Origin of the sequence: Solitalea lacus (assembly GCF_022014595.1) — a bacterium.
Classification (GTDB): Bacteria; Bacteroidota; Bacteroidia; order Sphingobacteriales; family Sphingobacteriaceae; genus Solitalea; species Solitalea lacus.
In genome coordinates, this window is the sequence record NZ_CP091740.1 from 3,933,185 (window position 1) to 3,957,623 (window position 24,439).

Genomic DNA, 24,439 nt, shown 5'->3' on the forward strand with positions numbered 1-24,439 from the left:
CAAGCTGTCAAAGCAACAACTTTAACTAAGATTTATAATTTTTAATATTAGCAAGAATACGACTTTTTAGATGATTGTTGCCCATTTTACAAATTTAATCACCATGCATTTAATTATGCATGCATAATTTTTTGAGATTGTATTTTCTTTCCCTATCTTGCCGTTTATAAACCTTACAACCAACCTTTGCGGAAGCTCAAAAGTTATGAAGATAAGCAATAAAATGACGCAAGAACTTAATATAGAGCAGCCTATCATTATGGCTCCTATGTTTCTTGTTTCTAATGAAGCGATGATGAAAGCGGCTATTGAAAGTGGCATGATGGGTGTTTTCCCTAGCTTGAATTTTAGGAATGAAGGCGAATTGGAGAATGTTTTAAATAACCTTAAAGAGTATAAAGAAACACACCCTGAGTTCAGTGGAAACTATGGCGTCAATCTTATCGTTCAACGATCTAATCCATTATATGAAAAGCATTTAAAAATTTGTATTGACCATAAGGTTCCTTTTTACATTACATCCTTAGGCAACCCCAAGCCTGTTATTGATTTAGCACACTCTTATGGAGCCAAAGTATATTGCGATGTCACCAATATTGATCATGCTACCAAATGCGCCAAACTTGGCTGCGACGGGTTTATCGCAGTAGGACAAGGTGCTGGAGGCCATGCAGGTCCTAGTCCACTCCATTTACTGGTACCTTCTTTAAAATATCATTTTCCAGAAATACCAATTGTAGCAGCCGGAGGCATTGCCAATGGCAAGGGCATTTTATCAGCTCTTAGCTTAGGAGCCATGGGGGTTTCAATTGGAACCCGTTTCATCAACTCAACAGAAAGTTCGGTAAGCAATGCATACAAACAAGGAATTATTGATGCTAAAATGGAAGACATTGTGCTTACGGAAAAGCTTTCAGGCACGCCTTGCAATATTATCAATACACCTTACGCAAAAAAATTAGGTTACAAGCAAAATTGGTTTGAAAAGCTATTATCAACCAATAAGACCACCAAAAAATATTTTAAAATGCTTGTGCAAATTAATGGCATGAAAAAGCTGGAAGATGCAATACGACCTAATAATTATAAAACCCTTTGGTGTGCAGGTCAATCGGTAGAGCTTATTAATGATATTTTACCAACCAAAGAGATTACTGAAAGATTACTCCGAGAGTTGGATGAAGCCTATGAACTATTACAACAAGAGTTATTAGCTGTCAATCTGTCTAAATAAAATCGCAAAACTTTAAACCTATTCCTATCTCTTGTACAATAATGAAACAACTAAATAACCTCATCAATAAAGCCAAAACTTCTTCATTTAACCTTTGGGTATTAAACAGGGTTTTATGGAGAGCTATACCATTTAACAGCCCGCATAAATTTGAGATAGCTGAGATAACAAACGAAAATGTAAAGATTAAAATGCCTTACATCCGTAAAAATCTTAATCACATTAAGGGATTGCACGCGTGTGGATTGGCTACTCTTTGTGAATATGCATGCGGCTTACAGCTGATGAACATTTTGGGTGCAGCCAACTATCGCATTATAATGAAAGATTTGACAATGGAATACCATTTTCAAGGAAAAACGGATGTTACCGTAAACTTTAAGTTTTCGGACAATGATGCCGCTGTTATCAATAATGAACTGCTCTCTACAGACGCTGTTTTCAAAAATTTCGAGCTACCGGTATATGATAATATGAACAATCTTATTTGCACTGCCAAGGTGAACTGGCAAATTAAGAGATGGGATAAAGTGAAGACTAAGGTATAGAAGCTGCAGTCAACTTATAATACTATATCCGAAGACGATGATGGGCTGCCATAGTTTTTCTTCTCTTGGTTAGCCCCTAAAAATGGTGTTAACAAATCTATTGGAACAGGAAAGATTGTAGTTGAATTATTTTCTGTCGCAATTTCCCGCAGCGTTTGAAGATACCGGAGTGTTAATGCACTAGGTTGGTCGCTAAGAATTTTGGCAGCATCGGCCAAACGTTGAGATGCCTGAAATTCCCCTTCGGCGGCAATAATTTTTGAACGACGTTCACGCTCAGCTTCCGCCTGCTTGGCCATTGCCCGCTGCATCTCCTGAGGCAAATCAATCTGCTTAACTTCAACATTAGAAACCTTAATTCCCCATGACTCTGTATGAGCGTCAATAATTTGTTGTAACTTCTGATTGATCTTTTCTCGCTGAGATAGCAAATCATCTAATTCAGATTGCCCCAAAACACTTCGCAAGGTTGTTTGTGAAAGTTGTGATGTGGCAAACAAGTAGTTCTCTACCTCCACAATAGCCTTTTGCGGTTCAATAACACGAAAATATACCACTGCATTAACTTTTATGGAAACATTGTCCTCAGTAATAATATCCTGAGGAGGAACATCCATAACTACAGTTCGTAAACTTACTCTCACCATTTTATCTATAATGGGTATGAGCAATATCAAACCCGGTCCTTTAGATCCGGTAGCTGGCACCAAACGACCAAGCCGGAAAACAACACCTCGTTCATATTCGCGTAAAATCCTGATGGCATTTGCCAAAACAATGATGGCAAATACAACAACAACAATTATTAAAATAGATGCCGGTTCCATAAGTATTGTTTTTAATTTCTATAACATGAATTCAACCGTTCAATAGTGATTCAACCTTTAGGTTCATATGTTCCATTGCAACCACGCGGACCTTACTGTCCTTGTCAATTTTTCCGCTGATTGATTCGGCCTTCCATATTTCTCCATGCATTCGTACCAAGCCTCTGGGGTCAAGTGTTTCCAATGATAAACCAACTTCTCCAATTAAACCTTCTATACCAGTTACAGGCTTTGCCCGTTGCGCCCTCAGACCCACACCAATTACAAAAAGAAAAAACAACGTAGTAATCGCGGTGGATGATACAATAACTCCCCGGGAGATTTTAACAAGCTCTAAGGAAGAATCGCTCCGAATCAACATCATAGAACCAAGGATTAATGAGATTGCCCCTCCAATGGCAAGCATGCCGTGACTAACAATTTTTATCTCGAGCAAAAAGAGGATGATCGCGAAAATAATCAAGGCGAGCCCTGCATAATTAATAGGCAGGCTATGCATCGTGTAAAACGAAAGAATGAGGCAAATTACACCGATAATACCCGGCAAAATGGCGCCTGGATTATAGAGCTCAAATAGGATACCATACATGCCCAACAATAACAAAATGTAAGCAATATTCGGATCACTTAACAGATTGAGAATTTTCTCGGTAGTACTCATGGTCAAAGGCTCAATTCTTGCCGCTCTGGTATGAAGAATTTTTACTCCTGCACTTGTTTCAATTTTTTTTCCGTCAATTTTTCTGAGCAGGTCAGTTGTATTATTGGCTACCACATCAATCACGCTTTTATTTAGTGCTTCATTCTCGGTTATTGAAATACTCTTTCTTACTGCTTCGTCGGCCCATTCCAGGTTGCGTTTTCGTTTTTCGGCAATGGAACGTATGAATGCCGCCGCATCATTGGTGGCTTTGTTATTCATAACGGAATCCATCGGTCCCTGAATATTTATCGGATGAGCAGCACCGATGTTGGTTCCCGGTGCCATTGCAGCAATGTGAGCTGAAAGGGTGATAAAGACACCTGCTGAGCCGGCATGCGCTCCTCCCGGTGAAACATAGACAACAACAGGCACAGGGGATTCTAATATAGCGCTCACAATTACCCGTGTCGATTTCAATAAACCTCCAGGGGTATTGAGTTGAATAAGCAGGCATTCAGCTCGTTCTTTTGATGCATACTCAATGCCCTTACTAACATATGCCGCCGAAACAGGATTTATGGTTTCATCAATACTTATCTCTACTACTTTTTGGGCAAAAAGGATGGCAGGGTAGCTCAATAAAATGGCGATAAAAAATAAATAACGCCTCATGATAACATCCATCAAAACTGAAGTTGTGTTTACAATGAATTTAAACATATAATTATAAACCACTAACTACAAGATAGTTAAATAAAACCGCATTAACAATCCAGGAAGGATGGGATAAAAACGCTACCTAACCATTCATCAAAAAGAGTTAATCAGAAGAGCAAACGCCCTCTTAACTTACTGGACATTAAAGAGTTTATGACAAAAATTGATTAAATTTATGAGTACAGCTAAGTAAAACAGATTTTAACAATCCTTTACTTATTCTTGTTCACACCTATAAACTAAGTTAACTCTATGGCAACTGATAATTTTAACAACCACACACCTGTAACTATTGGCTTTGCAGGTGATGTTATGCTAGGTCGAATGGTCACTGAAAAAATTTCAAAAGAGGGTTATAATTATCCTTGGGGCAATATGCTCCCACTTTTTAAAAACACCGATTTAAACCTGGTAAATTTAGAAGTTCCGTTAACCCATTATAATAAAGAACAACGACGAAGGGGAAATAACATAAAAGCAGATCCTAAAACAATTCAGAGCCTTATTGACGCACGAATTGATGTGGTTAACCTTGCCAATAATCACATACTTGACTTTTATGAAGAAGGCATGCTTGAAACCATTGATCTTTTGAATAAAGCAGGCATACAGCATATAGGTGCGGGAAATAATATCGAACAAGCCACTCAGCCCGTCATTATCTCTAAAAACGATATCAAAATTGGTTTTATCGGCTTCACCGATAATGAACCTTATTGGCTGGCTGTCGATAAGCCTGGTACTAACTACGTTCAGGTTGGTGATATTACACCAGTTCAGGAGGTTGTTAATTCCATACGTGATAAAGTTGATATTTTAGTTTTAAGTATGCACTGGGGAGATAGAATTGCTGACAGGCCGATGCCTGAATTTGTTTCTTTTGCACATAAAATTATTGATTCAGGGGTAGATATCATTCACGGCCATGGAGCTCACGTGTTTCAAGGCATTGAAATTTACAATGGCAAATTAATAATGTATGACACCGGTGATTTAATTGATGATTTCGACTTAAATCCGAATGTAAAAAATAACGAGTCCTTTTTCTTTTCTTGTGAAATAGATAAAAACGGCATCAAGAAACTGAAGCTGACACCAATTAAACTTGAGAACATGCAAGCGAATGTTGCCCAGAACTCTGATTATAATGATATCATGAGACACATGCAGCAGTTGTCATCAGCTTTTGGAACAAACATCAATGCCAATGGTGAAATTGTTGTGAACTAAGTGCATAAAACGAAACAGCGGATAAGTTTTACTCTTATCCGCTGTTTCGTTTTTCCTGTCACCCAACCTATCTTATGGCTGTAGTATCAAATTTCATCCAGTAATTATAAGCTCTGGCTTGATCAGTATTAACTGATTTAATAGCCTCAAACTTATATTTCACGTTAGTATTAGCTTTCAGCACAACAGGTATGGTTTGTAATGATCCTTCACGACTTACCAAAACATCAACCTTATCGCCTATTTTTTTATACCCTAACCACTTTGCCAAATCATCAACACGATAATTATCAAAAGCAATTATTTCATCATTAACATTAATTCCGGCTTCGTAAGCGGCAGTTTCTTTTACTACTCCGGTTACGATAATTTTACCATTGTCTGTTTTGGTATTGGCTCCGAATAAAACTTCAGAAGATTTGCCTTCATTTTGGTTTACCAACTGCAACCCGACTGCATTTAAGTAGTCATTATAAGGAATGGGCTGCGTACCATTAACATACTTAGAGAAAAAGTCATCTAAATTACGACCACAAATTTTTTCTGCAGCCGCTTTAAATTCAGCATCCGTAAACCCTCTTTTCTCATTCTGATAATACTCGTTATATAAGTACTTCATTAAATCATCCAAATCTTTTGCACCCTTTGAATTACGCAATATCTCCATATCCATCATTAGTGCTAATAATGAACCTTTGTCATAATAGCTAATGGTTGAGTTTGCCGAGTTTTCGTTTGAACGGTAGTATTTGATCCATGCATCAAAACTAGATTCGGCAACAGGTTGCACATAATTACCAGGCTGATTGGTAACCTTGTTAATGTCTGAAATCAAAATATCTAAGTATGCCTCAGGAGTATAAAAACCAGCACGACGAGTCAATAGATTATCATAATAAGCTGTAAAACCCTCTGAAAACCAAAGCATTGAAGTATAATTCTCATTATCATAATCAAACGGACCTAAAGCTTCAGGACGCAAACGCTTTACGTTCCACAAGTGGAAATACTCATGGGCAATTAGTGAAAGGAATGATTTATATGATTTATCATTAGTAAAGCTAAATTTTGCAGTTTGTACTGTTGTTGAGTTTAAGTGCTCCAAACCTCCTCCACCAGTTGGCAAACAGTGTACAATAAAGGTATAGTGTTTACAAGGATTGGTGTCAAATACTTTGGTTGCTTCTTCACAAATACGTTTTAAGTCTTTTGCTAAGCGAGCTTTATCGTAATTTCCTCCACCGTACATAGCTACTTCATGCGGAACACCTGCAGCTTCAAAGGTGAAAATATCCTGATTACCGATTTCAATAGGAGAATCTGCTAAAACATCATAATCATTACTATAACGAGTCCATTTATCGCCATTAACAACCTCTAATCCTGTAGAAATCTCTTTCCAGTTTTTGCTTGGAGTTATTTTAACAGTAGAAGGTAGTTCTTTCTTTCCATCAATATACATAAACACGTTCGAACCATTCAAATAAGCATGAGCAGCATCAATGAAACTAGTTCTTACTGTAAGTTCAAATGCATACACCTTATATTTAATACTGATGTTTGAAGCCTTATTAGCTGCAATTTTCCATGTGTTTTTATTAATCTTCTTTGCTTTTAAAGCTGTAGAACCTGAAAAAGCTTCAAATTGCTCAACATGGCGAGCAAATTCGCGAACTAAGTATGAACCTGGAGCCCATACAGGTAACTTTACAATTAAATCTTTTCCATTCCAGTCGCTTACATCCATTTGGACATCCACATAATGCTGGGCAGCATCGTTAAATGAAAGTTTGTAGGTTAGTTTAGGATTGGTTGCAGCTGAAACTGTACTCATAAAAAATACGGATAGTAAAATAAGTGCGCTTAACTTTTTCATTGATTTAGCTCTCTTTCGTAAGGGCACAATATTACGAAAATGTTAATGCTCTCAACACACACTTTTAAGTAATAAAAAAGTGACATATCTCAGAATCAGACAGAAGCATAATAGACGCTCATCAATTTGCCATATTTTTTCGCTAACTTTTAGTTCCATTTAATCCGATCGAACTATGAAACTACGCTCTTTAAACAGGCTCTTATTTCTTCTTTGCTTTAATCTATTGCTCATTGGCCCTGCTTTTTCTCAAAAGAAAGCCTCCGACAACATTCTAAAAATTATGAAAGAAGCCTATGAGCTTTACAAAGCTGATAAAAGCGGAAAAAACGCGGATTACATACCTTATCTGGCCAAAGTTGACCCAAATCTTTATGGAATTACCGTTGTTACCGCCGAAGGAAAAGTTTATGAATTAGGCGACACAAACTTCGAATTCGGTATTGAATCGATTTCAAAAGTGTTTGTATTGTGCCTTGCAATGCAAAGTCATACACCTGAAGATATTATGCAGAAAATAGGAGTTAATGCTACCGGATTTCCGTTTAACTCTGTTACCTCGATCGAACTGCAAGGCAAGAAAGCTGTTAATCCATTAGTTAATGCCGGGGCCATGGCTACCACCAGCTTGGTAAAAGCCGAAAACGGTGCTGCAAAATGGAAAAAGATCAATGACTACTTCAACAAACTAGCGGGGAGAGAAATTAAGGTCATTGACGAACTCTATCAATCAGAGGCTGAAACCAACCAGCATAACCAAGCCATTGCTATTTTATTACAATCATATAATGCCATTTATGACAATCCTTTAGAGTCATGTGATATTTATACTAAACAATGCTCATTTGGGACAACAGCCAAGGATCTGGCAATGATGGCTGCAACTTTGGCCAATAATGGAATACAGCCGATTTCAAAAGAGCGGCTTATTGAAACCGATCATATTCCAAAAGTTTTAGCAGTTATGGCCACCAATGGCTTATATGAAACTAGTGGAGAATGGCTATACAGTATAGGGTTACCTGCTAAAAGCGGTGTTGGAGGAGGAATAATTGCAGTTGCTCCTGGCAAAATGGGAATTGCCGTATTTGCACCACCATTAGATGAAGCTGGAAATAGTGTTAAAGCCATTAAAACGATTCGTTACCTGTCAGATAAACTTCAACTTAATTTATTCAAGGCGGCCGAACATTAAAAAACCCTACTTGGATCTTACTACAATTGACCTTAGAAACCAAATTAAAGCAAGAGTAATTCTTACTAAAGTCAATGTTAATGGTAATATAAAGAGTACAAAAAACCGATTCATAAGCTTTCTGTTTTGTTTAATAAATTACAAAAAAAGATCAATAAAGTTTCGCCTCAATTTATCTTCTTTCATTTGCTGATCTTATCGCCAATGTTCTCAATAAAACTATTTTGCAGTAACTGATAATTAGTTTTACCATTGGCAGTAAGCGGAATTTCGTCTACCAGAACAGTTTTAACCAATGAATGGTGAATACCAAATTTCTCTCGTATAAAATCAGTCATTGGATCTGTTTCAGTCTCGTTACTTTTAGTCAGGAAAATTAACAGTTTTTTATCCTCAAAATTTGTACATGCTATTAACGAAATAGCAAAATGTTGTTTCAGGTGGTTTTCGAGCTCATCTAAATTAACCCTGTTACCGGCAATTTTAGTAAACCTCTTTAAACGTCCGGTTATATAGACATAACCGTCAGTATCCATCCGAGCTAAGTCTCCTGTTTTAAGCCATAGTGTTTGATGATACGAATCAAGGTCTGAATAACCTTCGCTATAACCACCAAAAATATTTGGACCGGAATACAGCAATTCACTTGTTTCGCTATCAATGCTAAACTGACCATTTTTTATAGGCAACCCTATGGACCCTAATTTTTCCGCTGTTTTTGCGGGAGGCAAAAACGCCATTCTCGCTGTGGCTTCGGTTTGCCCATACATTACAAAAAATTGAGTTGTATTACTGATAGAATAGTAATAAAATTTCTCAATCAAATCCTCACTTAATCGCCCTCCTGCCTGCGTGAAATACCTAAGGCTTGGTAGTTGTTCATTTAAGAAACCTAATCGATTTAACATTTCATAAACAAACGGCACCCCAACAATGCTTGTAAAATTATATTGCTTGAAATGCTCCCAAAATGAGCGATTCAAAATGTCATCAACTGAAGTAAAAATTGTACCTCCAGCAATTGCATTTGTAGTCAAAACTGAAAGGCCATAAGAGTAATGAATTGGTAAATTCAATGGAGTCCTATCTGTCAACTGAATTGGCAGGTAGTCAATTATAGAAAGGGCATTTTCAACAACATTTCGCTCTGAAAGCTTCACTAGCTTAGGAGAGCCTGTTGTGCCAGATGTTGATAGGAGCAATTTCACTTCAGGCGCAATCACATAGTTCCACTTTTGCAATGAAACATAAAGAGTGGTCTCAAGTTCGGTTCCTATCTGTTCATACCCCTCTATTGCCTTACGACTGGCATCAGCTATCATCATTGGCCGATAAAGCTGCTCAAGTGACTGTTTGAGTTCAACAGAAATAGTATCACCAAACAGTGCAATAACTGCCTTTTCACAATTCCAAAAACTGAACAAGGCTTGCAAAGATTCTATAGAGTTGTTGGTGTAAAGAAACACCAAATACTTACTATCCCCACAACCAGGAAGATTTACTATCAAATCATCGATTCCAGCTTCTTTCGATTGTTTTAAATCGTGAAAACCTAGGTTCTTATTGGCTCTAACAAGTTCAAGCAGCTTCATAAATTCAGACACTAGTCAAACTGAATATCATATTTTTCCAAAAGTTGCCTCGTATTGAGAAAGGTATCCATTTCCATTATATCCTTATCTTCTATCCTGATATTAAATGAATCCTCTATTTCGGCAACCAATACCATGTGAGCAATAGAATCCCATTGTTTCACAGATTGATAACTTAATTGTTCATTTACTTTTTCTCTCTGAATTCCAAGGGCATTTGAGAATGCCCCAATTAGTTTTTCTGAGTTACTCATTTCTTCATTTTTTAAAGTATTTGACTTTCGATAATTTTCCTTGAGATGAAATCGCTAAACCTCACTGCCCCTTGATGATTCAAGTGAGCCGAATCATAAAAAATTTGTTTTGCTTTGAATTTGTCGCTAATTGTAAAATCCCAGTATTGCAGCTTATGCTTTTCAAGAATTTTTGTCAGTAATTTTCTGGAATAAAATTTACGATCATCAATATTTCGCTTAGGAGAAAATATAAATAGTAGTTTCACCCCTTTCTCTTTACATGAAGCAATAATTGACTCTAAATCATCGATTCGCTCATTATCAATTGGACCAACTGGATCCCTATAATTTCTTAAATCCCTTTTTGCAGTCCCAAAAAAAGGCTTGTACCCCTCTGATATATCATCCTTACAGGAAATGCAATTTTTAATAATACCATAGAATCGGGTATTGTACCTGACTAAACCAGAGCTTTGAATGATATTATCTTTAAATGATAGATTTAAACTTTGTTTTAATTCAGGTTCATTAGTAAAAAATGGAGATAAGAATCTAATTGCATTATATTTATCGCCAACAATTGATTCCTCTAGTTCACGGTTATTTATGTCAATTATAATCAACTTAGGCTTATGCCTTTTTAAATAAAAATCTATTAATGCTTTATAATATGGTAACCCTGCCCCATCAATACCTGCATTAATAGTTTTAGTATTTAAACTATGTTCAAATACCTTTGGAACATATTGATGCATCCCCCTGGAATTTCCAAAAATGACAATGTCATAATTGTTTACAGAATTAAGGTAAGTGTTTATTTTTTTATAATACCCACATTTATGCCTAGGAATTAAACTATCTAAGGTGTTGCCAACAAACCGATCAACAATTATGAGCACAACAATAATCAATCCTAACTGAAGCATTAACCTCCTCATTACCTCATTATTTTTAAAATCGTGAATAAATAAATCTACCTCCTTCAAACTCTCCCATAAGCAATATCAATACAATCACACTTACGGTAAATGCCATCTTTACCAACTGAGAAGTGGCATTATTTAGGCTGAGCCTTTCTTTGAAGAACTCTGTTGTCACTTCATACAATAGAATAAACGCTAAGGCTAAAAAAATGAAAAACCTTCCGTCAGAAAACTCTGGAGGAGCCTTAACATTTACAATCCTTTTTAAAATCTCAAAAGCCTCTTCAATGCTATTAGACTTAAAAAAGATTCGAGTAAATGCGACCAGGATAAAAGTTACAATTATCGACAAACCTCTACGCAACCACTCTGGAACTTTGAATCCTAAAGAGGTTTCAAAAAATCGTTTATAAATATTTTCAAAAACTATAAAAGTCCCATGCATTAATCCCCAAACTATAAAAGTCCAATTGGCACCATGCCATAAACCACTTATAAAAAAAACAATAAGGATACTACTATATATTTTGATGTATTTAGCCCTTCGTCCACAAAAAGGAATGAAAATATAATCCCGTAACCAGCTGGATAGAGTTATATGCCAACGTTTCCAGAAATCAGAAAATGATTCTGCAAATAGAGGATGGTTAAAGTTTTGAGTAAGTCTTATGCCTAGCATTCGGGCTATTCCCATTCCGATATCGCAATAGCCGGAAAAATCACAATACAATTGTATTGTAAAGAAAATTGTGGCAGTAATTAAATCTCCGGATCCGAAAAGTTCAGGAGTACTATAAACATTATCGACGTATACTCCCAATCGATCAGCAACAACCAGTTTCTTGAAAAAACCCGTTAAACATAACAGCAATCCACTTTGAATCATTGATTCTGAAGCCTCTAAAGACGCTTTAAGCTGCTTTAGAAACGGACCGGAACGCTCAATAGGACCTGCAATAATTTTTGGAAAAAACAGAAAATAAGTAAGTAGGTCAATCAGATTCTTTTCAGCAATGATACCGCCACGCTTGACATCAATTAAGTAGCTAATAGATTGAAATGTAAAGAAGGAAAGCCCTATGGGTAATAATACATTCAAATGGGATAGGTTTCCAGGCCATCCTACCCACATTCGGGCGGTATTTATATTGTCAATAAAGAAATTAGAATATTTAAAGTAAACCAGAATAGCCACATTTACAACTAATCCGGTTATATAGACAGTTTTGTTATAGCCCTTGTTATTATTATTCTTTATGCCTAGCGCAATAAAATAATTGAGTAAAACAATACCAATTATTAACAGACAATGCAAAAAAGAAAACGAGCAGTAGAATATTATACTGGAAATCAATAAGAGATAAACACGATGTCTATCTTTTAAAAGATTAAATAATATTACTACTACACACACAAATAAAATGAATGAAAGCGTATTAAAATTCATTATTTGAAGTGAATAAAACGGTCAATTTCTCAATTTGCAAACTCTAGCAGCTTTGCATATCCTGAGTATAATTATGATTTAAAAAATTGAATTTCAGAGTATTGAACATTATTTGTGCCAACTTTTATTTTATTAAACTTCAATCATCCAAACCCAACTAAAAATTAAAACAAACACAAAACACTTAACCTCATTACTTTTAAAACAAGTAACATAATCTGAATGAATGGAAGTAAACTATTAATTTACTGCTATTTAAAGCCCTCCCATTCAACCTATTTAAGCTTTGTGTTTAAATTTGTACAGTCAGTTGCGAAAGTGCATGCAGAATTGAGTATAGCGGTAACGGCCAGTTGTTCGTAACGATCTTTCTCAGCCTGACTTTCTACCGTAAAGCTCCAGCAGAGCTTTCTCAATTAAAGTAGAAGGTTCATCATAGGACAGTTTCAATGCTCTAAAACGGTTCACATAAGCATCGACAGTTTTTCAGTCTACCCCTATAGCCTGAGCGACTGCACCTAAATACAATATTTACACCCCTTTAGTTATACCTCCAATTTGAATTTTAACAGGTAAAAACGTTGATACAGTAATCAGATTTAGGACAAAATGAACTTACTTGCAATAAATTTGTTATCACATATATTCTATTATAATCTTCTTTTATCAATGAAAGTTAAACACATCATTTACACATTAATAGCCATTGTCTTAGGGTATCTCGTTTACAACAGACTGGCCTCTCCTACTCCAGGTAAAGGACCTGCTGCCTCAGGAGCTAAAGGAGGAGGAAAACCAAGTGGACCGATGTCGGTAAATGGTATTGTTGTAAAATCTGAAAGCTTCACTGATAACCTTAATATTACAGGTAATATCGTAGCCAATGAAGAAGTTGCAATTCGTACGGAAACTTCAGGATTGATTACGGGTATTTATTTTAAAGAGGGAAGCCTAGTAAAACAAGGAATGCTCTTGGTGAAGATTAATGATAAAGATCTGCAGGCCCAGCTAACCAAGGCCATCACTCTCCAAAAGTTAGCTGAAGAAAAAGAATATAGAGCCCGTATTTTATTACAAAAAGAGGCCGTAAGTAAAGAAGATTACGATGCGAATTTAGCTGATTTGAATGCATTAAAAGCTGAAACGCAATTAATACGAACTCAAATTATAAAAACTGAAATAAGAGCCCCTTTTAGCGGAACCATTGGTTTAAGATCGGTATCAATAGGTGATTACATTACCCCTCAAACAGATATTACCACATTAGTGAATGTAAATCCGGCAAAAATAACCTTTACAGTTCCCGAAAAATATGTGCAGCTTCTAAAACAAAAATCAACTATTAAGTTTACTGTTGAAGGCACCAGCCGTGTTTACAATGCAACTGTCTACGCTGTTGAGCCTAGAATTGATGAAACGACCCGAACTGTGCAACTAAAAGCAACAGCTCCAAACAATGATGGCAGTTTACTGCCAGGTTCGTTTGCAAAAGTTGAGCTAGCTCTTAAAGAAATAGAAGATGCATTGTTTGTCCCTACTCAGGCGGTCGTTCCATTATTGAAAGGGAAAAAAGTATTTGTGAGCAAAAACGGGATGGCTACAGATGCCCTTATTGAAACAGGAGTTCGGACCAGTTCTCGTGTTCAGGTTCTTAATGGATTAAAAGCCGGTGATACGGTGATCACAACAGGTATCATGTCTCTAAAACCTGAAACTCCTGTAAAAGTTACTTTACAATAATCTGAAACACAAAAGATTAGGAGCAAGATCGGCGTCTTACTCCTATTTTCTTCATAAATTTAAGATAATCAAGCATTTGCAGTGGAGCAAATAGCACCAACTGCCCAAACTTATACTATGAGTAGTTTATCAACCACGAGCATTAAGCGTCCGGTCTTGGCCATAGTAATGAACCTAATCATTATCCTTTTTGGCTATATCGGTTTTAAATACTTGGGCGTCAGGGAGTACCCGTCTATTGACCCTCCCATTGTTAACGTAAGAACTAATTATCCTGGAGCTAATGCCGATGTGATTGAGTCTCAAATTACTGAACCACTTGAAAAAGCCATCAACAGTATTGACGGAATCCGTACCATTTCCTCTTCGAGCAATCAAGGCTCAAGCAATATTACTGTAGAGTTCAATCTTAGCAAGGACCTTGATGATGCCGCAAATGATGTGCGCGATAAAGTTGCTCAGGCAGTCAGAAGCTTACCGAAAGATATTGACGGCTTGCCGGTAGTGAGTAAAGCTGATGCCAATTCAGATGCGATCATTTCCATGACTTTGCAAAGCAATACCCGCAACCAATTACAGGTAAGTGATTATGCTGAAAATGTTTTGGCTGAACGCTTACAAACTATTCCGGGGGTAAGCTCAGTTCAGATTTGGGGACAAAAACGCTATTCCATGCGTTTATGGATCAACCCTACTAAGCTTTCTTCTTATGGTCTTACTACGCTGGACGTAAAAAATGCCCTAGACCGTGAAAATGTTCAATTACCTACAGGGAAAATAACAGGCGACAATACAGAACTGACTGTTAACGCAGCGGGTAATATGTCAACCGAAGAAGAATTCAACAATCTGATTATAAAAAATACAGCTGAAAATATAATCCGACTTCGCGATATTGGTTATGCCACTCTGGGGCCAGAGAATGAGGAAACCATTTTACGGGAATCAGGCATTCCAATGATTGGACTAGCCTTGGTTCCTCAGCCAGGAGCGAACTACATAGATATTGCCAATGAGTTTTATAAACGATACGAACAAATTAAAAAAGATCTGCCTAAAGACTTTAAAACAGACATAGCAGTTGACAATACCATTTTCATTAAGAAGTCAATTAATGAGGTGGGTGAAACTCTTATTGTAGCCCTTCTTTTGGTAGTTCTGATTATCTATATCTTTTTCCGTAACTGGAGTATTGCTTTCCGGCCACTGATTGACATTCCGGTTTCATTAATAGGTACTTTTTTTATCATGTACCTAATGGGCTTTTCCATAAATGTTTTAACCTTACTTGCCATCGTTTTAGCAACGGGCTTGGTGGTCGATGACGGTATTGTAGTAACTGAGAATATTTATAAAAAGGTAGAAGCAGGTTATTCTCCCTTTGAGGCTGCCATTAAGGGTTCAAATGAGATCTTCTTTGCCATTATTTCAACCTCCATTACACTGGCGGCCGTTTTCTTGCCAATCATTTTCCTTGAAGGATTTGTGGGCCGATTGTTCAGAGAGTTTGGTATTGTTATCGCTTCAGCAGTGTTGATTTCGGCATTCGTATCATTAACATTAACTCCAATGCTTAATGCCAAAATGATCCGCAAAAATCAAAAACAAAGTCGCTTTTATGAAGCAACAGAGCCTTTCTTTGTTAACATGGTTGAAAGCTACCGAACTTCACTGAATAATTTTTTATTACATAGATGGGTAGCAATACCAATTGTTATACTTTGTGTTGGAATGATTTTCCTTTTCGGTAAGTTCCTCCAATCTGAACTGGCACCTTTGGACGACCGCAGCTTTATCAGTTTACAGGTAACCGCCCCTGAAGGAGCATCTTTTGACTATACCGACAACTTCATAAAAAAGGTAACACAAACTGTTATTGATTCAATTCCTGAAAAGAAGGTACTCTTAACGGTAACAGCACCAAGCTTTTTGGGTTCGGGAGCCGCCAATAGCGGATTTGCGCGTTTGCGCTTAACATACCCTGATGAGCGCCTCCTCTCTCAGCAGCAAATTGCAGATTATTTGACTAAAATAACCTCCAGAATGTCTGAGGCTAGAACATTTGTAATTCAGCAACAAACAATATCAGCGGGCGGGGCACGCGGAGGGTTACCCGTTCAATACGTTTTGCAAGCCCCTAACTTTGACAAACTGAAGGAGATACTGCCTAAATTCATGGCAGCGGTACAACAGGACCCTACCTTTACAATGACAGATGTAAACCTGAAGTTTAACAAGCCGGAGCTCAATATTACTATTGATAGAGATAAGGCTAAAAGCCTTGGTGTTTCATTCATGGATGTAGCGCAAACCTTACAGTTGGGCTTAAGTGGTCAACGCTTTGGTTATTTTATTATGAATGGTAAGCAGTATCAAGTAGTTGGTCAATTTGATCGCGCAGACCGGGATGACCCTTTGGATCTTACCTCCATCTTTGTACGTAACAATGAAAATAAACTAATTCAACTTGACAACCTGTTAAAAACACAGGAAAATAGCTCTCCGCCTCAATTGTATCACTTTAATCGTTTCACCTCAGCCACTGTATCTGCAGGACTGGCTCCGGGCAAAACCATTGGTGATGGAATTGAAGCAATGGACAAGATTGCTAAAAAAGTTTTGAATGATTCATTTCAAACTTCTTTAACCGGTGCTTCCCGTGATTTTGCCGAAAGTTCATCAAATATCATGTTTGCATTTATACTTGCCCTGATATTGATTTATTTGATTTTGGCAGCTCAATTTGAAAGCTTTATTGATCCGTTCATCATTATGTTAACAGTTCCGCTTGCTATTGCCGGAGCAGTATTATCATTGTGGTTATTCAACCAAACAATTAACATTTTCAGTCAAATTGGCATCATCATGCTGGTTGGTTTAGTAACTAAAAACGGTATCCTGATTGTCGAATTTGCTAATCAGCTAAAAGAACGTGGCGTTCCCTTACAAAAAGCAATTAGAGATGCTTCAGCTGCACGGCTTCGTCCTATATTAATGACCAGCTTGGCTACTTCCTTGGGAGCTCTGCCTATCGCAATGGCTTTAGGAGATGCGGCTAAGAGCCGTATGAGCATGGGTATAGTAGTTATTGGAGGAATATTGTTCTCGTTGGTATTAACCCTGTTTGTGATTCCAGCCATCTATTCATTCCTATCAAGGGAGCATAAACCACATCCTGATCAACAATTTACACAAGAAGAAACTGAGCCTAAACTTGTTGTTACGGAGGCTTAAATCCATAACATCATTTTAAAAACTATAGAATGAAGAAAATAAGTATTGTTCTTACCCTAACCTTAATATGTTCTTTTGGAGCAAAAGCTCAGCAAGTATTAAATCTTAATGATGCTATCCAAATAGGTTTAGAAAACAATTATGCTATCAGGATTTCCAGTAACGATGCAACAATCAGCAGAAATAATGCAAGAGATTTGTATGCATCACTTTTACCTTTTGCTTCTGCCTCTGCAAGTACGAATGGCAGCAGAACCAATACTTCCCAAACTACAAGTAGTGGAACCCGGGATTTTAATTGGGCGCACTCGACAAACTCAAATGCTAATGTAGGCTTGAACTGGACTGTTTTTGATGGCATGAGAATGTTTGCTACTTATGATAAGTATAAAGAATTCGAAAAATTAGGAGAGGAAAACGCAAAAATCACCGTTTTACAAACTATTTATGCCATTACCTCTACCTATTATACTTTGGTCAGTCAGCAACATCAAACCAGGAGTCTGGAAGATGCACTTGAACTGTCAAGAAAAAGAGTTAATGATGCTCAAAATAAATACTCAGTAGGTCGAGCGGCCAAATTAGACGTATTAAATTCTCAGGTTGATTTAAACGCCGACACCACTAATTTAATGCGTCAGCTAGAAGCGTTACAATCTTCAAAAATCAGATTAAACCAACTTTTGGCCCGCGATGTAACTACAAACTTTACAGTAATTGATACTATCATAATAGACTATAACTTAAAGTATGAAACTGTCAGACAAAATATTTTGACAAACAATCCTCAGCTGAAGGCGGCTAAGTTTAATCAGAATATATCAAATTTAACCTATAAAGAAATCCGTGGAGACCGGTTTCCGATAGTAAAACTTAATAGCAGCTATAACTTTGCACACTCAGAATCAGAATTTGGGTTTGCGAGTAAAAACACAAGTTCAGGACTATCCTATGGCGCCACAGCTTCGGTCAATCTCTTTAGTGGGTTAATCCAAAACAAAAAAGAACAGAACGCAAAAACCGAAATAAATACGGCCAATTTATTATATGAACAATTAAAGCAAGATTTGGATGCGCAATTAAGTACGGCTTATATTAACTATCAAAACAGTTTGTCATTAGTAAAAGTTGAAGCTAACAATAGAGAAATTGCCCGTCAAAACCAGGATATTACTTACGAAAAATACAAGCTTGGAAGCATTACAGCTGTTGAAATGCGCCAGGCACAACAAAACTATATCATTGCAGACTTCAGATATATAAACGCCCAGTTCGAAGCCAAAACTGCTGAAATTGGTTTAAAATTATTAGCTGGTAATTTAAGGTAGAACGCTTTGATTTTGAAGTTTTTTTTCATAATATAGAACTTTATTGTCAGCATTTACGTATAAACAACCAATACCAGAATTCGAGCGGATGGAGCACTTTATTTTTAATTCAGCGCTTATTATTGATGATAGCACTATTGACAACCTGATACACAAGAAAATTCTAGTGAATTATTATTTTGTAAAGAATGTTCATTGTGTGGTTTCGGTTAAGGACGGTTTAGATTATTTACAGTATCAGCTGGATAATAATGCCGAGCTTCCTGAATTGATTTTTTTAGACATAAGAATGCCTGAAATGAATGGTTTTGATTTTCTCAAAATGTTTGAGCAACTGAATCCTTCAATTTTAGAAAAATGCAAAATCTATATGTTATCCTCTTCTCTTGACCCGGTTGACCACGAACGTATAGCAAATTATAAATTTGTTAAGAAGTTTTTAGGAAAACCCCTTACCCGTCAGATTTTAGAAGAAGAGTTTTCTGCCCACCACGAAATTGACTAATAAGCTGCATTATAATCAATTACCAAATTCAGTTCTGTCATTTGCCCATTCTTTACTATAATAGGGCAAATGTTTTGATCACCATCAGACATATTGGCAAACAATCCTTTTTCTTCTTTTACAAATACCGAGTATTTCCCTGGTTTTAATTTGGCACTAAAGCGACCGTTTTTATCAGACTTTACTTGCTTTATCAATTTCGTCTTTAGTTCACTATAAAAAACTCCCTCTGCTTTAGTTTCGTTCACATTAGTCAGCTCGTAGATATAAATAGAACGACGAACGGCTTTGCCTCCTCGTTGCTCTTTAGGAATATCCGGAGAAGGCATCTGATTACCTGATTTAAAAACGACAATTCCATAAACCCCGGTTTGGCTTTGTGCATTAGCACTTTCTTCAATACTAAACAACAGCAAAACCGTACAGTAAAAAGTAAAAACGATAGATTTCATAACTAAATCTACTTATTTTAATCTTAAAAAGTGACCTTATAAGCCTTGCAAAAACTGATTTAATTAATACTGGTTAACAATTTATTAAAGTCGACAATTTTTCTAATTGATAACCAAAAAAGAATAACTTTAAAGCAAATACTTTGTCCTGCTTAAATTCATGAAAAAAAGCCTTTTGCAGTTACTTGTCTTCCTAACTTTTTCCCCATCGTTACTATATGCCCAAACTTATTCGGAAGCTGTACAAAAGCAAAAGAAAACTTTACAACTACTTGCAGAAAAAATAAAGGATACCCACAAGACAAATTTTAAGAAGGCAGAACAATTTGCAAAAAAACACAACCTTCCTATTCTCTGGGTCGATAAATCTGGAAATATTATTAAGCTTCAGGGCCTTGACAACAATGGAATGCCTTTATTCCTGACAACGCATAACAATGCCATTTCAGCAGCGACTATCGGAACTAATAAAGTATGGCCTGGAGGCACATCAGGCTTGAACTTAAGCGGCAATAAAGCTCAAATAACAAACAAATTGGCTTTATGGGATGGCGCCCATCCCCTCTTAACACATCGTGAGTTCGAAAACAGAATTACTATTGGAGATAAAGGAGATGATGCCCAAAATCATAGTACCCATGTGGCCGGTACTTTAATGGCCAGAGGCATTAGTCCTCCCGCAAAAGGAATGGCATTTCAACTTCAGGGTGCTGTTGCATTTGATTTTGACAACGACAATTCTGAAATGGCCGAGGCAGCCGCAAAATATGGCTTATTAGTATCTAACCACTCATATGGTAATATTGCAGGCTGGCGCTTTAATGATAGCAGAGCAGGAACAGCAACCGACCCAAACTGGGAATGGTGGGGCAATGATGGAGACTTTGAGGACTATAAATTTGGAATCTACAATGCAGACGTTGCAATGTGGGATCAAATAGCGTTTAATGCTCCTTATTATCTGATAGTTAAATCAGCAGGAAACAATCAAAATCAAAACGGGCCAGCCATAGGTGAACCCTATTATCAGCGTAATTCATCCGGAGTTTTCGCCTTGCGCACTGCCCGACAGAAAGGCGCCATTTCCAACAATGATTCTTATGATAATCTTTCCACCAATTCAAACGCTAAAAATATTTTAGTTGTAGGGGCAATTAGCGGGCTTGCTAATGGATACACTAAAGTTGATGATATTTCTTTGGCTCCTTTTAGCAGCTGGGGAGGCACTGATGATGGACGAATAAAGCCTGATGTTGTTGCAAACGGCGTCAATGTACTCTCAACATATGCTGGCTCCAATGATTCCTATGGTACTTTAAACGGCACATCAATGGCAGCTCCTTCTGTTGCCGGCTCTGCCCTGCTTTTACAACAGCATTATTCAAACTTGAATAATAACAATTTTATGCGCTCAGCCACATTAAAAGGCTTAATTACGCATACCACTGACGAAACAGGACCTGCCCCCGGCCCCGATTACAAATTCGGCTGGGGATTAATGAATACCAATAAGGCCACCAAAGTTATCAGTGAAAATAACCTAAACAGCTTAATCAAGGAAGCCACATTATCACAGGGACAACAATTTGAACAGAATGTTATCGCCTCAGGTAAAGAACCATTAATTGTAACCTTAAGTTGGACCGACCCGGTAGGACCAGTCACCCCTGATGGAACGGTAGACAGCCCTAATTTAAAACTTATAAATGACCTTGATGTTCGAGTTATTAAAAATGGCACCATCTTTTCTCCTTGGATATTAGACCCATCAGATCCGTCAAAAGCGGCAGGCAACGGTGACAATTTTAGAGATAATATTGAAAAAATATTCATTGAAAATCCTGAACCTGGAGAGGTTTATACCATACGTATTAACCATAAAGGTTCGCTAAGCAACGGCAACCAGACATTCTCCCTTATTGCTTCCGGAATTGGTGGCAACAGCTATTGTTTATCAGGGGCAACATCAACTACGGGAATAAAAATCAATAATGTACAAGCAGGAAGTTTTACCAATCCAACCTCAACCTGTAATGGAAATAATAAATACTTAACCACCCCGATAAGTGTGGAACCAGGAAAGGCTATTCCATTAAATGTCACCCTGGGTAATTGCGGCGCTCAATCGAATGGGTTTTTAAAAGTTTATGTTGATTGGAACTCAAATGGAAACTTTAATGATTCAGGAGAATTATTGGCAACCAGTAACGGATTGATTGCACCTGCTACATTCTCAACCTCAATCAATGTACCTTCTTCTGTGGCAATTGGCAATGCAATCCGAATGCGGATCATTGCAATGGAAACCAATGACCCTAATCAACTAAATTCTTGTGGCCAATATGCCAATGGTGAAACCGAAGAATACATATTAAAAGTAAATCAACCTGAAGTAGATTGCAGCGTTAATGAATTGGTTATTCCGACTAATTTATCATGTGCAACATTCACCCAAAAAATAGCAGTTACAATTACGAACAATGGAAAAAGCAGTCAAAACTCAATCCCTGTAACTGCAGAAATTCGCTCAAACGGCAACTTATTAAAAACCATAACAGAAAATGTTAATCAGACAATCCAACCTGGAAAATCAATAACTTATTCATTTAAAGAAACTTTTACCAGCTCTGCTGGTATTTCCTATGTCATCAAGTGCTTTAGTCGAGTTCCCAATGATCAGGTTCCTGGAAATGACACGTTGCAAACAACGGTAAATACTGCCAATAATCCGACTGCTCCGGTTTTACAAGCCTTTAAATGTGATGATAATCAAATCCTCTTAACATCGCCCACAACTGATGGAACAGTAATCTGGTATGATTCAGCAAATGCTACAACTCCAGTTGCCATCGGAAATAATACAGCCTTAAATGCATCCATAAGCAAAGTTTACGGTTCATTAAATACTTTTGAAGGAACAATTGGGCCTAAAGATCGCACTATTTATGGCGGAACAACCAATGTCTACAATCAGTTTACCCCATCGGTAAAAATTACAGCCATGACTCCAATTGAATTGCAGCGTGCACGATTATACATTGGCCATTCTGGAGTAATTCGTTTTACAGTTACAAATGAGCAATCAGGAGAAGAAGTTTCATCAGTTAAATTAGATGTTACGGCCACAAGAAATCCTGAAGCTTCCGGATCACAAGGAATTGATGTGAATGACCAGGGAATGGTTTATGATTTAAATCTGAAAATACCGTCTGCCGGAAATTACTTAATTAATATTGATTACGAAGGCGATGCAACAATTTTCAGAAATAGGCAGGATAATGCAACACTACCGTATCCGTTTACCATACCAGGGCTATTGTCGGTAACAGGCAATACAGCCACTTCCAGTGCAGGAGTAGACTATAAAAATTATTGGTACTATTTCTATGATTTAAGCGTAAAACCTCTGGGATGTATTAGCGAACGTTCATCAACTGATGTAATTAACCTGACAATAGAAGAAAAGAATGGCGTGCTGTTCTCAAATTCATTGGTGTCCAATCAATGGTTTTTAAATGGAAGTCCCATTGAAGGGGCTACCTCAAACACCTATACACCTTCATATACCGGAACCTATACTGTTAAATTGATTGATAGTTGCACGGCTACTTCTAATGAACTATTTTTTAGTCTCCCTTTTGTACCTTCTGATATCGGATTAAAATTATATCCGGTTCCATCAGATGATTTTTTGAATGTAAAGTTTAACGTTTGGGAGCCCAATGATGTACATATAAGTATTATCAATTCAATTGGACAGATCTTTTATACGGAGTCGTTGACGAACTACAGTGGCCCAGTTAGTCGTGAATATGCCTTGGATGGACTAAGTTCAGGAATTTACTACACGCAAATTGTTATTGGCAAAAAATCTTATGGGTCGCCTTTTTCAATTACTAAATAAAAACTTTTGCCTGACCGGCAATTGCAACGTACCACCAATAATCCCCCTGTAACCTATTTTAAAAGTCCTAATTAGGGCCTTCCTATTTTTTTTGTTTTTTTTGAAACTATTTAAAAAAACAGTCGTAAAAAGAACCTGTACGAAAAAATAAAAACACCTATTCTGGAGATAGTTACAAAATAATTCTATCTACTTATATTTTTATCTTATCACTATACTGATTTACTCCTCAGTAAGCATACTCACCATATAAGTTTATTTTAAGCTTTTATACAATTGTATTAAGCTACTACTTAACTCAAAAAAGATTAGTTGTTTACACAGCTATTTTTTCTTGTGCCATAATTTATTGACCTTTTGACCTTCTAACAAATTGAATGAATCAGTAGAAAATTGAATCGAAAAGGTATTAGATATAAGGCGCAATTCAATTTTATTCGAAAAGAGAATCATTATCCACTTGAACAAGCCCCAAAAGGCTAAAATATAATCATAGCATAGATTATATGATTGATGAAAAAGCCCTATTAATCAAAGCTTTTTATTTATCAATAGGATTAAAATATTGACATTCTACTCTCAAAATCAACTCAACAGTCTAATTATTAATCATTTATTAAAACTTTTAAGAGATACAAAAACCCCGAATCGGGAATCATATTCCACACTTTCCCCAATATCATTTCCTGCAATTCCCCATATGTTCATACATATAACTCAAAATCAACCAGTTAAATAAAATTGTAAAATTTATAATACACAAGTTAATCTTAATCTTGAGTTATTTTTTATAGTAATTCCCACAAAT

Annotated in this window: 17 protein-coding genes; 9 read left to right on the plus strand and 8 right to left on the minus strand. The window is 36.8% G+C overall.

The window, feature by feature from the left end; genetic code table 11:
• Positions 1-205: 205 nt before the first annotated feature.
• Positions 206-1,234 carry an NAD(P)H-dependent flavin oxidoreductase gene (locus L2B55_RS16970; protein ID WP_237847383.1) on the plus strand — a complete coding sequence of 343 codons (1,029 nt, stop codon included), beginning with the start codon at positions 206-208 and terminating at the stop codon, positions 1,232-1,234.
• Positions 1,235-1,275: 41 nt separating this feature from the next.
• On the plus strand, positions 1,276-1,782 hold the full coding sequence (locus L2B55_RS16975) for a PaaI family thioesterase (protein WP_237847385.1): 507 nt from the start codon (positions 1,276-1,278) through the stop codon (positions 1,780-1,782).
• A gap of 14 nt (positions 1,783-1,796) precedes the next feature.
• Here the strand turns inward: L2B55_RS16975 and L2B55_RS16980 are convergent, their stop codons facing one another.
• Together L2B55_RS16980 and L2B55_RS16985 are read right to left on the minus strand one after the other, a co-directional pair.
• Positions 1,797-2,609: a slipin family protein gene (locus L2B55_RS16980; RefSeq protein ID WP_237847386.1), complete on the minus strand. Its 813-nt coding sequence runs from the start codon at positions 2,607-2,609 to the stop codon at positions 1,797-1,799.
• Positions 2,610-2,640: 31 nt separating this feature from the next.
• Positions 2,641-3,972, minus strand: a complete 1,332-nt coding sequence (locus tag L2B55_RS16985) for an NfeD family protein (protein WP_237847387.1) — start codon at positions 3,970-3,972, stop codon at positions 2,641-2,643.
• A 249-nt stretch (positions 3,973-4,221) separates the two neighbouring features.
• Here L2B55_RS16985 and L2B55_RS16990 point away from each other — a divergent pair, with 249 nt between their 5' ends.
• Positions 4,222-5,199 (plus strand): CapA family protein, encoded by a 978-nt coding sequence (locus tag L2B55_RS16990; RefSeq protein WP_237847388.1) that lies wholly within the window; start codon positions 4,222-4,224, stop codon positions 5,197-5,199.
• Positions 5,200-5,266: 67 nt separating this feature from the next.
• Here L2B55_RS16990 and L2B55_RS16995 read toward each other — a convergent pair whose 3' ends face one another.
• Complete coding sequence (locus L2B55_RS16995; RefSeq protein ID WP_237847389.1) at positions 5,267-7,033, minus strand: M61 family metallopeptidase; 1,767 nt, start codon at positions 7,031-7,033, stop codon at positions 5,267-5,269.
• 217 nt (positions 7,034-7,250) lie between these two features.
• Here L2B55_RS16995 and glsA point away from each other — a divergent pair, with 217 nt between their 5' ends.
• The gene (gene glsA, locus L2B55_RS17000) at positions 7,251-8,270 is read left to right on the plus strand and encodes a glutaminase A (RefSeq protein WP_255696510.1); all 1,020 of its coding nucleotides are present in this window, start codon (positions 7,251-7,253) and stop codon (positions 8,268-8,270) included.
• 182 nt (positions 8,271-8,452) lie between these two features.
• On the opposite strand, the gene L2B55_RS17005 is transcribed toward glsA, so the two are convergent.
• Genes L2B55_RS17005 through L2B55_RS17020 form a run of 4 tightly spaced genes read right to left on the minus strand, consistent with a single transcriptional unit; the run spans position 8,453 to position 12,216 of the window.
• Entirely contained in the window at positions 8,453-9,862 is a 1,410-nt protein-coding gene (locus tag L2B55_RS17005) for an AMP-binding protein (RefSeq protein WP_237847392.1), read from the minus strand.
• A gap of 11 nt (positions 9,863-9,873) precedes the next feature.
• Positions 9,874-10,116, minus strand: a complete 243-nt coding sequence (locus L2B55_RS17010) for an acyl carrier protein (RefSeq protein WP_237847393.1) — start codon at positions 10,114-10,116, stop codon at positions 9,874-9,876.
• An 11-nt stretch (positions 10,117-10,127) separates the two neighbouring features.
• The gene (locus L2B55_RS17015; protein ID WP_237847394.1) at positions 10,128-11,084 is read right to left on the minus strand and encodes a hypothetical protein; all 957 of its coding nucleotides are present in this window, start codon (positions 11,082-11,084) and stop codon (positions 10,128-10,130) included.
• Positions 11,050-12,216, minus strand: a complete 1,167-nt coding sequence (locus L2B55_RS17020) for an MBOAT family O-acyltransferase (RefSeq protein ID WP_237847395.1) — start codon at positions 12,214-12,216, stop codon at positions 11,050-11,052. Before L2B55_RS17020 ends, L2B55_RS17015 begins: the two co-directional genes overlap by 35 nt.
• Positions 12,217-13,137: 921 nt before the next feature.
• Between L2B55_RS17020 and L2B55_RS17025 the strand changes: the two genes are divergently transcribed.
• From L2B55_RS17025 to L2B55_RS17040, 4 genes are all read left to right on the plus strand, one after another.
• Positions 13,138-14,208 (plus strand): efflux RND transporter periplasmic adaptor subunit, encoded by a 1,071-nt coding sequence (locus L2B55_RS17025; RefSeq protein ID WP_237847396.1) that lies wholly within the window; start codon positions 13,138-13,140, stop codon positions 14,206-14,208.
• A gap of 117 nt (positions 14,209-14,325) precedes the next feature.
• Positions 14,326-17,442 carry an efflux RND transporter permease subunit gene (locus tag L2B55_RS17030; RefSeq protein ID WP_237847398.1) on the plus strand — a complete coding sequence of 1,039 codons (3,117 nt, stop codon included), beginning with the start codon at positions 14,326-14,328 and terminating at the stop codon, positions 17,440-17,442.
• Positions 17,443-17,471: 29 nt separating this feature from the next.
• Positions 17,472-18,770 (plus strand): TolC family protein, encoded by a 1,299-nt coding sequence (locus L2B55_RS17035; RefSeq protein ID WP_237847399.1) that lies wholly within the window; start codon positions 17,472-17,474, stop codon positions 18,768-18,770.
• 43 nt (positions 18,771-18,813) lie between these two features.
• The gene (locus tag L2B55_RS17040) at positions 18,814-19,275 is read left to right on the plus strand and encodes a response regulator (RefSeq protein ID WP_237847400.1); all 462 of its coding nucleotides are present in this window, start codon (positions 18,814-18,816) and stop codon (positions 19,273-19,275) included.
• On the opposite strand, the gene L2B55_RS17045 is transcribed toward L2B55_RS17040, so the two are convergent.
• Positions 19,272-19,727 carry a hypothetical protein gene (locus L2B55_RS17045; RefSeq protein WP_237847401.1) on the minus strand — a complete coding sequence of 152 codons (456 nt, stop codon included), beginning with the start codon at positions 19,725-19,727 and terminating at the stop codon, positions 19,272-19,274. The two genes, L2B55_RS17040 and L2B55_RS17045, sit on opposite strands and share 4 nt — an antisense overlap.
• A 160-nt stretch (positions 19,728-19,887) precedes the next feature.
• Here L2B55_RS17045 and L2B55_RS17050 point away from each other — a divergent pair, with 160 nt between their 5' ends.
• Positions 19,888-23,631, plus strand: a complete 3,744-nt coding sequence (locus L2B55_RS17050) for a S8 family serine peptidase (RefSeq protein ID WP_237847402.1) — start codon at positions 19,888-19,890, stop codon at positions 23,629-23,631.
• Positions 23,632-24,439 lie beyond the last annotated feature (808 nt).

Bases quoted from the DNA above. Each gene is read 5' to 3' on its own strand.
- L2B55_RS17010 (WP_237847393.1), bottom strand. From the start codon at position 10,116: ATGAGTAACTCAGAAAAACTAATTGGGGCATTCTCAAATGCCCTTGGA.
- L2B55_RS17050 (WP_237847402.1), top strand. From the start codon at position 19,888: ATGAAAAAAAGCCTTTTGCAGTTACTTGTCTTCCTAACTTTTTCCCCA.
- L2B55_RS16995 (WP_237847389.1), bottom strand. From the start codon at position 7,033: ATGAGTACAGTTTCAGCTGCAACCAATCCTAAACTAACCTACAAACTT.
- L2B55_RS17035 (WP_237847399.1), top strand. From the start codon at position 17,472: ATGAAGAAAATAAGTATTGTTCTTACCCTAACCTTAATATGTTCTTTT.
- L2B55_RS16970 (WP_237847383.1), top strand. From the start codon at position 206: ATGAAGATAAGCAATAAAATGACGCAAGAACTTAATATAGAGCAGCCT.
- L2B55_RS17030 (WP_237847398.1), top strand. From the start codon at position 14,326: ATGAGTAGTTTATCAACCACGAGCATTAAGCGTCCGGTCTTGGCCATA.
- L2B55_RS16975 (WP_237847385.1), top strand. From the start codon at position 1,276: ATGAAACAACTAAATAACCTCATCAATAAAGCCAAAACTTCTTCATTT.
- L2B55_RS17045 (WP_237847401.1), bottom strand. From the start codon at position 19,727: ATGAAATCTATCGTTTTTACTTTTTACTGTACGGTTTTGCTGTTGTTT.
- L2B55_RS16985 (WP_237847387.1), bottom strand. From the start codon at position 3,972: ATGTTTAAATTCATTGTAAACACAACTTCAGTTTTGATGGATGTTATC.
- L2B55_RS16990 (WP_237847388.1), top strand. From the start codon at position 4,222: ATGGCAACTGATAATTTTAACAACCACACACCTGTAACTATTGGCTTT.
- L2B55_RS17005 (WP_237847392.1), bottom strand. From the start codon at position 9,862: ATGAAGCTGCTTGAACTTGTTAGAGCCAATAAGAACCTAGGTTTTCAC.
- glsA (WP_255696510.1), top strand. From the start codon at position 7,251: ATGAAACTACGCTCTTTAAACAGGCTCTTATTTCTTCTTTGCTTTAAT.
- L2B55_RS16980 (WP_237847386.1), bottom strand. From the start codon at position 2,609: ATGGAACCGGCATCTATTTTAATAATTGTTGTTGTTGTATTTGCCATC.
- L2B55_RS17025 (WP_237847396.1), top strand. From the start codon at position 13,138: ATGAAAGTTAAACACATCATTTACACATTAATAGCCATTGTCTTAGGG.